Raw genomic sequence first — 13,894 nt, forward strand, 5'->3', positions numbered from 1 at the left:
ATAAATAATAAATATGTCTCACACTTATACAAATAATACAACTATGGCATCATCAATGAACAGACGTAACTGGCTTAAATCCAGTGCCCTTTTAGCCGGAGGACTTACTTTATTCTCGGGATCTGCTAATCAATTGCTGGCTATGCCTGGTAAGGTGGCCCGGAAAAAACTGCTCGAAGAAAGCATTAATTATGCAACCGATGAGAGTATAATACTGGCCGCGCCGGCGCCGCTGAAAGCCCGGTTAAGTTCCAATGAAAACCCTTTTGGCCCGTCGGCTAAAGCCAAGAAAGCCATTATGGAGGCTTTGGAAACGAGCTACCAATACCCCAGTGTTTATATAAGGGAGTTAACAAATAAAATTGCCGAGTACGAAGGCGTAAAGCCCGAAAATATATTAATGGGCGCTGGTTCTTCGCCGTTGCTGCTGGCCGCGGCTATGTATTTCAGCGAAAAGAACGGCTCTAATATTGTATCCGGCGACCCAACCTACGCCAGCTTACCCCGCGGCGCCGCCGAATTTAACACCGCCTGGACCAAAGTGCCCCTGACAGCCGATTACAAACTGGATTTAGATGCGATGGAGAAAAAGGTAGACAGCAGCACCTCACTCATGTATATCTGCAACCCCAATAACCCCACCGGCACCGTGGTAGATACGGCCAAACTAAAAGCCTTCTGCGAACGCGTTTCTAAAAAAGTACCGGTATTTGTCGACGAAGCTTATATTGATTATTTGCCCGACCCAAAAGCCGCCTCCGTGATGGATGCCATTAACAAAGGCCAGAACGTAATTGTGGCCCGCACTTTCTCTAAACTGTACGGTTTTGCCGGTTTGCGGGTAGGTTATATTGTAGCCCAGCCCGAATTAGTAAAAACTTTGAGCAAATATACCGCCGGTGGTTTCAGTATTTCGGCTACCTCGGTAAAAGCGGCCCTGGCGGCTTACAACGACCAGGAGTTTTTAAAAGACGCTTTGAAAAAAACCTTGGCTTCCAAGAATTTCCTCTACGATGTGCTTAAAAAAGAAGGCTACGAATTTATTCCTTCGTCGAGCAACTTTGTAATGTTCCCGCTGAAAATGGAGGGCGAAAAGTTTACCGCCGAACTCATGAAACGCGGCGTTGGCGTACGCAACTGGAAGTTCAACAACAAAGAATGGTGCCGGATTAGTATTGGCCGCATGGACGAAATGCAGGCCTTTGCCGATGCTTTTAAGCAAGTTTCTTAAATAAAAATTTACTCAGGCCAACGCTTTCGGGCAGGCCTGGGTCTTCTAAATAATTTTCCAACAAACAAATACAATTATGCGCAAGAGTATTTTATCGTTAATGCTAATCGGAAGTTTGTATGTAGCAGATGCCAGACCTGTAGACGATTTTCGGGCTATAACCTTAGCGGAATATCAGAAGGCTAAATCGTTTACCGTGAAAGACCTGGATAATGAAACTTATGTAAAAATTGAGAATTCCTATATTCTGGACCGCTACGAAGGCCGCAAACCTTATTTTATTACCGGCGACGATGGCCTGAAAAAACGCATCGATTTGTACCGGCTGCTGGCCAAAGACGGCATGGCCGAACTGGGCATGATGATTTTTTACACCAACGAAAAAGGCAAACAATTCCAGGCGCTCCTGCCCAGTTCTAAAACCGAAGGCAAAATCTGGGAGCAATATTTCGAAGATATTCACGCCATTGATAAAGTAGAAAAGAATTTCGTGCTGAAGCTTTCTTACGTGCTTTCGAAAGAACTTTCTTTTCAGGAATACAAAGCCATGAGTCAGGGCAAAGACCTGAAAGCCGAATCGGCTACTTACGGCAATGATATTTGTTTCCCGGGTACGCAGGAAGTAGCCATGGCTAATGGCCGTAAAAAATTATTGCAGGATGTAAAGGCCGGCGATGAAGTTTTAACCATCGACCCGGCGACCAAAAGAACCACTAAAGTACAGGTAAAAGAACTGGTATCGCACGAAGCTAAAAACTACGCGATTACCCGCCTGGTGGTGGTAAATGCCACCGAAAAAGCGGGTAAAAAAGGACAGGAAGTTAAATTAGAAAGCAAAATAATTGAAGCCACGCCTAACCACCCCATGCTAACGCAAAACGGTAACCGCAAAATAGGGGAAGTTACCGCCGGCGATGAGGTGCTTTGCTTCGATAGCAAATCGGGGAATTTTGCGGCTTATAAAGTATTACAGAAAAAGGAGTTTGCCGGCGGAGTACAGAAAGTGTACAACATAGAAGCCAGCGGCGGCTCTACTTTTATGATGAATGATGTAATGGTAATGCAGAAGTAAGCTTATCCTGTTTATTCTTTTACTTAAATATTAGATTATGGTCAACAGCACAATAGGAGAAAGATTAAAGACTTTTCGGAAGTCGAAGCGATTAATTGGCGAAGCATTTGGGGAATTGTTGAATCTGGGCAAAGCCGGCGTGGCCCACATCGAGGCTGGTCGCCAAAACCTTTCGATTGAGCAGCTCAAGCTTTTAATACAATTATTTCCGGAGCTTAATGTTTATTGGCTGGTAGCCGGGCAAGGCGAAATGTACGTAAAAGACAACCGCAAAATGCCGGAAGACTTACAATCCCCGTCGGAAAAGTTAAAAGAAGGCCAGCCGCGTTACGAAATATTGCTACGGGAATATTGTGAATTGCGCAACAAAATGAGAATGCTGAACCTGGATTTTTCACTGGACGATACCGTTAACCTACGGTACTAATGTTAGGCTTTTTTATTAAACTGGCACCTTGGAGCCATGCCTTTAGATTCAGGCTCCGGGGCCATATTATTATAAGCATAGTAGGCTGCTTTAAGCAGCCTACTATGCTTATTCATTTTAGGTGCAGCCCTTTAACCTAACGTTAATTAACCCCAACTTAACCGGTAATATTTGCAGGCAGGTTGGGTAATTGCGAACGGTTGAAGGGCTGTTTGTTTAGATGTTACTTAGCGCGCCCGCTGTAATCAACTTCTATAAATTTAACTATTCTGCCGGATTTAGCTTTATACCTATTCTGGTGCTTTTCGTAAGTAAGGCTAGAATTTCTCCAAATTAATGTATTAGAAAACTTATCCATCAATAAGACATTATTGGCCGAGTTGATGATAATTCATAATTTATAATTTCTAATTTTTAATTTGGTGGAGCACTAGCATATTTTAGCAGCATAAAATGGCCAGAACCAAGAGAGAATACCGCGCCCGCACCGAAGCCAAGAGTACCCCGGCTAAAATGAAGCCTTATTTAGCCGAGAAGAACCAAGGTCAATCCAAATTTGCTATATCGTTGGGAGAGGGCGTGCGCATCACCGAAAAAGATAAATTAGTTACGCGTAATGCCAACCGCAGCCGCAAGAAAGCAGCCCGCCAGGAAGGCCGGCGGTTGATTAATGGCTTAACAGATGAGTTTTAGAAAACCGGAATAATATCCAGAATAGCATCAACGCTATTCCATAGAAAATTAAGCTATCGCCTTATTAAACTAAAATTGCGCTTTAGTTTCTTTATTTTACTATTAATATTCGGGTATGGCACTTACATTATTGTAGTCATCCTGAGCTTATCGAAGGATCTAAATCTAATTTATAATGCTGTAATAGATCCTTCGACAAGCTCAGGATGACCCAGTAGTAAACACCTAAGCGCAAGTTGCGTAAGTTTAATTTTATAATGGTTTTAATATTCTCTCCGGAATAACCGCATTGGGAGGTACAGCCTTTGTATTATTTTAAAGCGCAGCAATTAGCTCATTTGGGTATAATTACCCATAAAAAAAGCCACTCCCAGAGTGGCTTTTTTATTGATACTAAGCAACGTAAGTTAAATATTAAGCAGAAAAAGAGCTGCCGCAGCCGCAGGTACTTTTGGCTTGCGGATTGTTGAAGATAAAGCCACGGGCATTCAGGCCATCCTGGAAATCTACTTCCATACCCATTACATACATGCCGTGTTTTTTATCCATTATTACTTCTACTCCGTCAATATTATAAGTTTCGTCGTTATCCTTCTTTTTATCGAAGCCCAACAGGTAAGACATGCCAGAGCAGCCGCCACCTTGCACCCCAATTCGTAACCCATATTCAGCGGGTACGTTTTTATCTTGCATTATTATTTTAACCTCTTCTAAGGCTCGGGGCGTTAAGCTAATGGGAGCGGTTTTATTTAAAGTTGCTGTTTCCATGGTTTTAGATTTAACTATGCAAAATTAACTAATATTTAACAATTTTGTTCGTCCAATTTACATATAGTAACAAAACAGGCGGCTTCCCAAAATAATTCATCGTTAATTTCTATATTTTTACGCACCTTACCCAATTTTATTTTTTATGACGGAATATATTTTTGACTTGCTGAAATTAATTTTACCGGCTGCACTGGTTTTATACGGAATGTATTCTTTGGTAAATAATTATTTAACAAAAGAATACCAGAAACGCATACTGGAGCTGCGGATGAAAAACTCGGAAGTGGTGTTGCCCATTCGGCTGCAAGCTTACGAGCGGGTTTGTTTGTTACTCGAACGCATCACGCCCAGTAATTTATTGGTGCGGGTAAGCAGTGCCGGCCAGTCGGCCGCCGAATACCAGCGGGTATTATTAGCCGAAATCCGCGAAGAATTTAACCACAATGTATCGCAGCAAATGTACATGAGCGACCAAGCCTGGCAAATGGTAAAACGCTCGAAAGAAGAGGTGGTAACGCTCATAAACCGGGTGTACCACGAACTGCCCGAAAATGCCAAAGGCACCGATTTAGCTAAACGCGTACTGGAAAATATTCTGGCCACCGAAAAAGAGCCTACCGGTTCCGCCATTAGCTTCCTGAAACAGGAAATTAACCAGGTTTTTTAACCTAAGAGTTGTATGGCATTGATGAACTGAATGAAAGAATTATTGAAAGTATTTGGGATCTTAGCTATTGTAATCCTTCTTATTGGTATAATATTCTTTTTATTTATAATTAGTGAGCTAGTGGATTCATTTTAAATAAATCAAATTAAAATATATCTACAGCATCGGGTAAAAGGATTTTTAGCTAGGAATCAGAATTTTTAAAGCCAAAGTAACCATCTAACAGATAGATTACATTGTTGCCTTAGTTTACTGAAAATTAAACAAAATGAGTAGACAACGGCCTCGCCCGTTGTTTAGCAGAGACTAAAGCCAATATCTACACTTAAAAGAAAGATGTCTATAACCAAACAAGAGGAACTCGACGGCATGATGCGGGTTAGCCAGGCCGTTGCTACTACCCTTAAAGAAATGCGCAACCATGCCCGGCCCGGTATTACCACAAAAGAACTCGACGATTTTGGCGGAGCAATCCTGAACAGTTTAGGCGCAAAATCGGCTCTCCGGCTAACTTATAATTTCCCGGGCTGGACCTGCATTAGCACAAACCAGGAGGTGGCCCACGGCATTCCGGTGCCGCATAAAATATTGCAGGAAGGCGATCTGGTAAATATTGATGTATCGGCGGAGTTAGATGGTTTCTGGTCGGATAACGGCGGCTCTTTTGTAATGGGCCAGGATTTGCACCAACACCAACCCCTGGTCGAAACTTCCAAAAAAATTCTGCAGAAAGCTATTCAAAATATTAAAGGTGGTGTGCGGGTAGCCGAAATTGGGCGGCTCATTGAAACCGAGGCGAAAAAAGCCGGTTACAAGGTAATAAAAAACTTAACCGGCCACGGCATTGGCCGCAGTCTGCACGAAGAACCCCACGAAATTGCCAATTATTACGATAAATATAACCCAACCAGATTCCGGAAAAACTCGGTGGTAGCCATCGAAACATTTATTTCTACAGCTTCAACCAATGCTAATACGCTACCAGACGGCTGGACACTCATCGGCAACAAAGGCGGTTACGTTGCCCAGCACGAACATACCATTGTGGTAACCGATGACAAACCCATTATTTTAACCCACATGAACGAAATATGGGGTTGAGGTGAACTATATTAGTCGTATGCATTATCTGTTAAAATTAAAGGATAATAAAGTTGAACATTGCAACTACGAGTATTAAGCATAAAATAATCCGCAACTGGATTTTTATCCATTTTTGTGGGCAAATGATTGGACAATGGAGTAAAAAGCAAGTTCCAGACGCAATAATTAATATACTAATTTCAAATATTATCTTATCTACGTTAGGAATACCCGTATTAATTTATTTGTTAATTGGGCTAAAATCGCCTGTATGGGGAACCTTAGTGGTAGTTATATATTGTATTTTGCTCACCATTTTTCTAAAAAAACCTTTGGCAAATATTATTAATATCCCAGAATTAAAATTGACATATCAACAAACTTCGAGGCAACAAAGAATATTTAATTTCATTTTGTCGATTCTTACAATTCCCTTTTCATTATTAATCTCAATTTTATTCTTTAGATTATTAGGAATATTTTTTTAGAAAATAGAATTGCAAAAAACAAACATGGCTTCGCAAGAGCTTATCAAACACGCTGTCATTAGATTAAAATATCAGGCTCTTTATAATGTATTGTTAGGCTTTTAATTAATTCTCTATTATCCTTAAATTTAGTCATTACTCATCATAACAGTACTCGGATATATTTTTATCAACCAAAAACCCATTAGCCGCCAACTATGAAATCCATCCTAAATCCCCAGGAATTACTGCAGTTTCAAAATAAAGAAAACCTGGTTCTGATTGATGCCCGCACGGGGGCAGATGTTCGGGAGAAATATGAAGCAGAACATTTGGCCGGAGCGCTCTTGGTGGATTTGGAAGTAGAACTTGCGGATAAAAAACCGAATGCCGCCGAAGGTGGCCGCCATCCCTTACCCAATATTTCCAGTTTCGCAGAACTATTAGGGCAATTGGGTATTAAACCCGAAAGCCATGTAGTGGTGTACGACGATAAAAGTGGCGCTAACGCGGCAGCCCGGTTCTGGTGGATGTTACGGGCCATGGGCCATACGCAGGTACAGGTGCTGGATGGTGAGTACCAGGCCGCCTTGGTCGCTGGTTTTCCTACTATGTCCGGGGCTGAAGTGCCGGTGCCCGCTTTGCCTTACCCTCAAACCGGCTGGCAATTACCTACGGTAGATATTGAGGAGATAGAGCGCATCCGGCAGGATGCCGATTTTATGGTAATTGATGTGCGGGAAGCAGACCGGTACCGCGGCGAACGGGAGCCAATTGATTTAATTGCCGGTCATATTCCGGGCGCGGTAAATATTCCTTTTGCCTCTAACCTGGACCTAAAGGGCTTCTTCTTAACGCCGGAAGAACTAAAAGCCAAATATACGGCAGCTTTGGAAAACCGGAAACCGGAGAATGTGGCAGTGCATTGTGGCTCCGGCGTTACGGCTTGCCATACCTTACTAGCAATGGATTACGCTGGCCTGGAAATCCCGAAGCTGTACGTTGGTTCCTGGAGCGAATGGTCGCGCAATGAAAGGCCAATGGCCACCAAAGAATAAATATTCCGCCGGAAATTAGCTGCCGCAGTTTATTCCTATTTGTTAAACCAATACAAAACCTGGCCCGGATGAAAGCTTACAAAATATTGGTTGGGTTATTCATCTGGCTGATTTTTACCTTTTTGCCGGAAAGTAGCTGGGCGCAGCGTATCATGGAAAACCTGGGGCGAGGCTTAGTAGCCATAAACCAGGGTGGGGGCAAGGTATTCGTGAGCTGGCGGATGCTGGGCAATGACCCGGAAAATATTGCCTTTAATTTATACCGGAAATCCGGGAGCAAACCGCCAACTAAACTAAACAAACCGCCACTGAGCCAAAGCACTAATTTTGTAGATACTAATGCTGATCTAAAATTCGCCAATGAATATTTTGTAAAACCAATTTTGCAAGGTAAAGAACAAGCGGCCAGTACTTCCTTTACGCTGCCCGCCCAAGCTCCGGTGCAGCAATATTTTTCCATTCCACTAAAAACACCAACGGGTTACACCCCCAACGATGCTTCCGTCGGCGACCTGGATGGCGACGGCGAATACGAAATAATATTGCACCAAACCGGCCGCAGCCGCGATACGCCCGCCAACGGCTTTACCGACGAGCCCATTTTCCAGGCTTATAAACTAAACGGTACGCTGATCTGGGAAATAAATCTGGGTAAAAATATTCGGGAAGGGGCCCATTACACCCAGTTTATTGTGGTTGATATGGACGGCGATGGCCGTGCCGAATTCGCTTGCAAAACCGCCGATGGCACCAAAGACGGCAAAGGCAAAATTATTGGGGATGCTGCCGCCGACTGGCGCGACCAAAACGGCAAAATATTAAAAGGCCCGGAATATTTTACAGTGTTCAGCGGGCAAACCGGCGAAGCCCTGGCTACTACCAACTATATTCCGGAGCGCGGCGATTTAGGCGGCTGGGGCGGCGTAGGTGGCAATGGCGGCAACGATAATACCGGCAACCGGGTTGATAGGTTTGTGGCCGGTGCAGCTTACCTCGATGGCCAATTACCCAGTGTGCTCATGTGCCGGGGCTATTATGGCCGTTCGGTAATAGCCGCCTGGGATTACCGCAACGGGCAGTTAACGTCCAGGTGGGTATTCGATTCACAAAACCGCGAAAATCCTTATTCCGGCATGGGCAACCACGGCCTAAGCATTGCCGATGTAGACCACGACGGCAAAGACGAAATTATTTACGGCGCGATGGTAGTAGATGACAATGGTCAGGGTTTATTTACTACCCGCCTCCGCCACGGTGATGCCCTGCACGTAACCGATTTAGACCTCAGCCGGCCTGGCTTGGAAGTATTTGGCATCCACGAAAACGAAACCAATGCCGCCGGACCCGGCGCAGCGTTGTACGATGCCCGCACCGGTGAAATATTGTGGCGCGGCCACGAAGGCAAAGACGTAGGCCGGGGCGTTGCCGCCGATATTGACTCGGCTAATCCGGGTGCCGAAATGTGGTTTTCCGGTTCGGATGGTTTGCTCAACTTAAAAGGTGAAAAAATCGGGGAAAATCCACCTTCTACTAATTTCGTGATTTGGTGGGACGGCGACCTGACCCGAGAACTGCTGGACGGTCACCACATCGACAAATACCAAGCCGGACGATTATTTACCGCAGAAGGCTGCACCTCGAATAACGGCTCTAAAGCAACCCCGGTGCTAAGCGCCGATATTTTGGGTGATTGGCGGGAAGAAGTAATATTCCGGACCACCAATAACCAGGAACTGCGTATTTTTACCACTACTATTCCCACGGAGCACCGGCTGCCCACCCTGATGCACGAGCCGCAATACCGCCTGGCCATTGCCTGGCAAAATGTAGCTTACAACCAACCGCCGCATCCGAGTTTTTATTTAGGCAATGGTACCAAAAATATTAAATGGCCGCCAATTATAATTAAGCTTGTTAGGTCAAAATAAAATTAATTATGTTAAGTAGTAAAACTTTCAAATTTTTGCTGCTGGGTGTTTTGCTGTTGGGTGGATGCCTCGCGGGTAAAACGCCAGCGTTAAAACCAACTTTGTATATTATCGGCGATTCTACCGTCCGGAACACCAATGCCGGTTACGGCGGGTGGGGGTGTTATATGGCCGAGCTTTTTGATACTACCCGCCTAAACGTGAGCAACCAGGCTATGGCGGGCCGCAGCACCCGCACTTTTATAAAAGAAGGCCGCTGGGATAAAGTACTTTCCACGCTAAAACCCGGCGATTTTGTAATGATGCAGTTTGGCCACAACGAAGGTAGCCAACCCGATACCACCAAAGCTGGTTACCGCGGCGTTTTGCGGGGTATTGGCGAAGAAACCAAAGAACTTACCTGGCCCAACGGTACCCAGGAAACCGTGCATACTTACGGTTGGTATTTGCGTAAATTTATAAACGAAGCCAAAGCCAAATGCGCAACGCCCATTATTATTTCGATGATTCCGCGCAACCAATGGCAGGAGGGTAAAGTGCTGCGAGCCAGCGACACCTTTGGCAAATGGGCCGCCGAAGTAGCTCAAGCCGAAAGCGTTTACTTCATAGACCTGAATAATATTACCGCGGATAAGTACGACAAAATGGGCCCTGAAAAAGTAAAGGCATATTTCCCCGGCGACCACACCCACACCAACCCGGCGGGAGCCCGCGAAAATGCCGCCTCGGTGGTGGAAGGCTTAAAGCAACATAAAAAAATAGCCTTAAATAAATATCTGGTTCCAAAACATAAGTATGAAGATTGATTATTTTAATTCTCCCGCTGGCGCGAGCGTCCCGCTCGTGTCTTCATTCCTGCGGCCTCTGGCCGCTACAAACAGGTTAAAAAAAATCGCATTAGCTAATTATCTACAATGGATTGGCCGGAGGCCTTGAGATGATGGGCACGAGCGGGACGCTCGCGCCAGCAAAGGGGCAGCAAAAGCAAAATGTAATTAATTTTTTATCATCTATATTGCCCCTAAAAAGTAAAAGCAGTTATGAAATCGAATATTAGGGAAGCGCAGAATTGCAATAAATTAACCCAATTAAAATATTGGCCGGTTTTGTTTTGCGCTATAATGGTAATTGTTTCGGCCTGTAAGCAACCAAACCAAGCCAGTCAAAAACCTACTTTATTTCTCATCGGCGACTCTACGGTTAAAAACGGCAAAGGCAAAGGCGATGGCGGCTTGTGGGGTTGGGGTAATTTTTTGCCTGCTTATTTCGATACTACAAAAATAGTGGTGCGGAATAATGCGTTTGGTGGTACCAGCAGCCGCACCTTTCGGACGATGGGTTTGTGGGACAAAGTGCTCGTAAATATTAAACCCGGCGATTTTGTAATGATGCAGTTTGGGCATAACGATAGCAGCCCGGTAAACGATACCTTGCGGGCCCGCGGTACCATTAAAAGCAACGGCGACGAATCACAAGAAATAGATAACCTCATCACCAAAAAGCACGAAACGGTTCATTCTTACGGCTGGTACCTGCGGCAATTTATTTCGGATATTCAGGCTAGGGGCGCCACGGCTATTGTATTGTCGCCGGTGCCCCGCAACACCTGGAAAGACGGCAAAGCCAACCGCAACGACCAGGACTACGGCAAATGGGCCGCCGAAGCCGCTATACAAAGCGGCGCGTACTTCATAGATTTAAACAAAATAATTTCGGACCGGTACGAAGCCGAAGGGGAGGCCAAAGTTAAAGCTGAATATTTTAACACCACCGACCACACGCATACCATCGAAGCGGGCGCCCGGGTAAATGCCGCATCGGTTATACAAGGGCTAAAAGAACAAAAAAATATTGCGTTAAATAAATACCTGACACCCGCGGCCCGCAAAAAAGGAGCAAGACTTTAATATTTACACGAGAAAGAAATATTGCTGAAAGGGCATAGATTATATTAGCAAAAAAGAAGGGCAACTGTTTAGTTGCCCTTCTTTTTAAGATTTAAAATAATACCTAAGTTAAACTATTTATGCGCTCTTAAGAACGGAATTATAAAAAAGTTAAATAGGGTATAGGTATAAATTTATAATTTAAACTTGCTGGCCGTAAACTCGCCTTTGTACGGGCTTTCGGTATCTTTTACGTTCAAAGCGGTAAATATTTCGTTGCGCAAATTGCCGTTTACTTCGTACATTTTGGTGTCGTAACGGCGGTTGCTGCCTTTTATTCTTAAAAATACTTCCGAATAGCCCCCTACATTTCTTTTATCGAAAATAGTTTTGCCGATTAGGATTTCGTTGCTGCCTTTACAATTTTGCTGAATATCTTGCGATAAATCCTCAAAATTATCAAATATTTTTACTGACATTTTTCTGTTGTTTTACAATTCGGGTAAAGGTAGCGGAAATATTTGACCTTTATTCGGAAAACAACCCGGTCCGGACAACTATATAATTATTAATCGTAGTTAAACCAGGAAAATGTTCGAACATCATTAATTCTGGTCTTTAGAAATAACCGGCTGGTTAAAATCAGGATAGAACAGGATTGCCGCGTAAGCTTTACCCTTTAATTTTAACCGCATAAATTTAGTAATTACTGGTTCTAACCATGAAAAATAAGTTTTCCTCACTCCGGCAAATATTACTTTTGAGCCTGGCTATTTTTGGCAGTGTGTCTATTGTTCAGGCCCAGCGATTGCCCAAAAAAAATCAGGTTTTACAAACCCTGCGGCTCACAAACGATTATTTTATGAAAACCTGGCCCGATCCGGGCAAAGAAATAACCACGAATAAAACGCGCCCAAGTAACCTCTGGACCCGCGCTGTTTATTACGAAGGATTAATGGCTTTATACGCCGTGGATAAGCAGCAAAAATATATTAATTATGCCGTAGGTTGGGGCCAGAAGCATAACTGGGGTTTGCGCAATGGCCGCGATACCCGCGACGCCGACGACCAATGCGCCGGCCAGACTTACCTCGATTTATACCTGCTAGACCCCAAACCCGAACGCATCCGGGATATTAAATATTCGGTAGATGCCATGGTAAACAGCCCCAAAATAGATGATTGGCACTGGATTGATGCGTTGCAAATGGCTATGCCGGTATTTGCCCGTTTAGGTAATTTGTACAAAGACAATGCGTACTACGAAAAAATGTATGCCCTGTATAACCACTCTAAAACCGTACAAGGCGGTAATGGTTTGTACAACCCCGCCGATGCTTTATGGTGGCGCGACAAAGATTTTGTACCGCCCTACAAGGAGCCCAACGGCGAGGATTGTTATTGGTCTAGAGGCAATGGCTGGGTAGTGGCAGCGCTGGTGCGCGTATTGGATATTATGCCCAAAAATGCGCCGCACCGCGAAGAATACCAGAAAACCTACCTGGAAATGATTCATGCCCTGGTACCCATACAACGGCCCGATGGTTACTGGAATGTAAGCCTGCACGACACCACACATTTCGGCGGTAAAGAAGTAAGCGGTACCGCGTTATTTATTTACGGTATGGCCTGGGGCGTAAATAATGGTTTGCTCGATGCCAAAATATACAAGCCCATTATTGACAAATCCTGGAATGCCATTGCGAAGGAAGCGGTACACCCCAACGGTTTTTTAGGTTACGTGCAAGGCACCGGCAAAGAACCCAAAGATGGGCAGCCGGTAACCTACAGCAGCAAACCCGATTTTGAAGATTATGGTTTAGGCTGCTTTTTATTAGCCGGCACGGAGCTAATGAAAATGAAGTAAAGGGTTGGTGAAAGTTTTGTCAGCATAAACAGCCACCCTAATTATTTAAATATTAATTATTCCTGGTTAAGGTAGTTAAAGTGGCACGGAAGCGTTCGTGTTATATCAAATCAAATAGTCATTATTCCCTAGGAAGGCTACTCAGGCAGTTGTCTATTTAGGGTTCTTTGGTATGCTATGGTACTTTTTTGGTCTTTTTAGCTTTCGCTGGGACGGCTTTTCTTCTGGAGTAGCTTAACCCTTCCGCCCTCCGGGCACCTTCCCTAAATTAGGGCTACGATTAGGACACAAAATGGAGCGGGGAGCTGTTGGGGGTAAATGGCAGATGCAATATTTAGCAATATTCGGATAGAGCGACGGGTCAAGCAAGTAGTAGAAAAGATAATAGAAAAGCAAAGTGTGGTGATACATCAGCTAAGTGCGAGCGAAGCCGAGCAGCGGAGTTACTACCGTCTGCTGCATAACCCCCGTTTGCAGACCAGTCAAATCATTTCGTACTTGCAAGCGGACTGTGCGCGGCAAGTGGAGGTGGGCGCCCATTATTTAGTATTTCAGGATACGACGCAGCCTAACTTTGAACGCAACCGGCGCAACATTTCCGACCAGCAGCAGCTCGGGGTGATTGGAGATAAGCAGTCCTTAGGCTTTTTCCTGCATCCTTCGCTGGTGGTGCAAGCGGATACTGGCCGCTGCCTGGGCTACAGCCATGTGCAGGTCTGGAGTAGAGAAGCAATGGCGCCAGAT

13 protein-coding genes and 1 pseudogene are annotated in these 13,894 nt (G+C 44.6%); 12 read left to right on the plus strand and 2 right to left on the minus strand.

Annotated elements, in window-relative coordinates; translation table 11 throughout:
• Positions 1-43: 43 nt before the first annotated feature.
• The 4 genes from F0145_RS22270 (at position 44) to F0145_RS22285 (ending at position 3,423) form a co-directional block, all read left to right on the plus strand.
• Positions 44-1,231 (plus strand): pyridoxal phosphate-dependent aminotransferase, encoded by a 1,188-nt coding sequence (locus F0145_RS22270; RefSeq protein ID WP_223816202.1) that lies wholly within the window; start codon positions 44-46, stop codon positions 1,229-1,231.
• Between the two features lie 76 nt (positions 1,232-1,307).
• Entirely contained in the window at positions 1,308-2,303 is a 996-nt protein-coding gene (locus F0145_RS22275) for a Hint domain-containing protein (protein WP_150092148.1), read from the plus strand.
• Between the two features lie 37 nt (positions 2,304-2,340).
• Positions 2,341-2,730 carry a helix-turn-helix domain-containing protein gene (locus F0145_RS22280; RefSeq protein WP_150092149.1) on the plus strand — a complete coding sequence of 130 codons (390 nt, stop codon included), beginning with the start codon at positions 2,341-2,343 and terminating at the stop codon, positions 2,728-2,730.
• Between the two features lie 453 nt (positions 2,731-3,183).
• Positions 3,184-3,423 carry a hypothetical protein gene (locus F0145_RS22285; protein ID WP_150092151.1) on the plus strand — a complete coding sequence of 80 codons (240 nt, stop codon included), beginning with the start codon at positions 3,184-3,186 and terminating at the stop codon, positions 3,421-3,423.
• A gap of 414 nt (positions 3,424-3,837) precedes the next feature.
• Here the strand turns inward: F0145_RS22285 and F0145_RS22290 are convergent, their stop codons facing one another.
• The gene (locus tag F0145_RS22290) at positions 3,838-4,191 is read right to left on the minus strand and encodes a HesB/IscA family protein (RefSeq protein WP_150092153.1); all 354 of its coding nucleotides are present in this window, start codon (positions 4,189-4,191) and stop codon (positions 3,838-3,840) included.
• Between the two features lie 145 nt (positions 4,192-4,336).
• Between F0145_RS22290 and F0145_RS22295 the strand changes: the two genes are divergently transcribed.
• The 6 genes from F0145_RS22295 (at position 4,337) to F0145_RS22320 (ending at position 11,304) form a co-directional block, all read left to right on the plus strand.
• Positions 4,337-4,861: a DUF7935 family protein gene (locus tag F0145_RS22295; protein ID WP_150092155.1), complete on the plus strand. Its 525-nt coding sequence runs from the start codon at positions 4,337-4,339 to the stop codon at positions 4,859-4,861.
• 336 nt (positions 4,862-5,197) lie between these two features.
• Positions 5,198-5,962 (plus strand): type I methionyl aminopeptidase, encoded by a 765-nt coding sequence (gene map / locus F0145_RS22300; RefSeq protein WP_150092157.1) that lies wholly within the window; start codon positions 5,198-5,200, stop codon positions 5,960-5,962.
• 667 nt (positions 5,963-6,629) lie between these two features.
• Positions 6,630-7,469 (plus strand): sulfurtransferase, encoded by an 840-nt coding sequence (locus tag F0145_RS22305; RefSeq protein WP_150092159.1) that lies wholly within the window; start codon positions 6,630-6,632, stop codon positions 7,467-7,469.
• 68 nt (positions 7,470-7,537) lie between these two features.
• Positions 7,538-9,397: a rhamnogalacturonan lyase gene (locus F0145_RS22310; protein WP_150092161.1), complete on the plus strand. Its 1,860-nt coding sequence runs from the start codon at positions 7,538-7,540 to the stop codon at positions 9,395-9,397.
• 8 nt (positions 9,398-9,405) lie between these two features.
• Positions 9,406-10,203 carry a rhamnogalacturonan acetylesterase gene (locus F0145_RS22315; RefSeq protein ID WP_150092163.1) on the plus strand — a complete coding sequence of 266 codons (798 nt, stop codon included), beginning with the start codon at positions 9,406-9,408 and terminating at the stop codon, positions 10,201-10,203.
• A 234-nt stretch (positions 10,204-10,437) separates the two neighbouring features.
• Positions 10,438-11,304 carry a rhamnogalacturonan acetylesterase gene (locus F0145_RS22320; protein ID WP_223816203.1) on the plus strand — a complete coding sequence of 289 codons (867 nt, stop codon included), beginning with the start codon at positions 10,438-10,440 and terminating at the stop codon, positions 11,302-11,304.
• Positions 11,305-11,477: 173 nt separating this feature from the next.
• On the opposite strand, the gene F0145_RS22325 is transcribed toward F0145_RS22320, so the two are convergent.
• Positions 11,478-11,762, minus strand: coding sequence for a hypothetical protein (locus F0145_RS22325; RefSeq protein ID WP_150092165.1), 285 nt, complete (start codon positions 11,760-11,762; stop codon positions 11,478-11,480).
• A 242-nt stretch (positions 11,763-12,004) separates the two neighbouring features.
• On the opposite strand from F0145_RS22325, the gene F0145_RS22330 reads away from it, so the two are divergent.
• Both F0145_RS22330 and F0145_RS22335 read left to right on the plus strand, forming a co-directional pair.
• Complete coding sequence (locus F0145_RS22330; protein ID WP_150092167.1) at positions 12,005-13,150, plus strand: glycoside hydrolase family 88/105 protein; 1,146 nt, start codon at positions 12,005-12,007, stop codon at positions 13,148-13,150.
• 318 nt (positions 13,151-13,468) lie between these two features.
• Positions 13,469-13,894: pseudogene (locus F0145_RS22335) on the plus strand (hypothetical protein); the annotation flags it as partial.

This window comes from Adhaeribacter rhizoryzae (genome assembly GCF_008629685.1).
Lineage (GTDB): Bacteria > Bacteroidota > Bacteroidia > Cytophagales > Hymenobacteraceae > Adhaeribacter > Adhaeribacter rhizoryzae.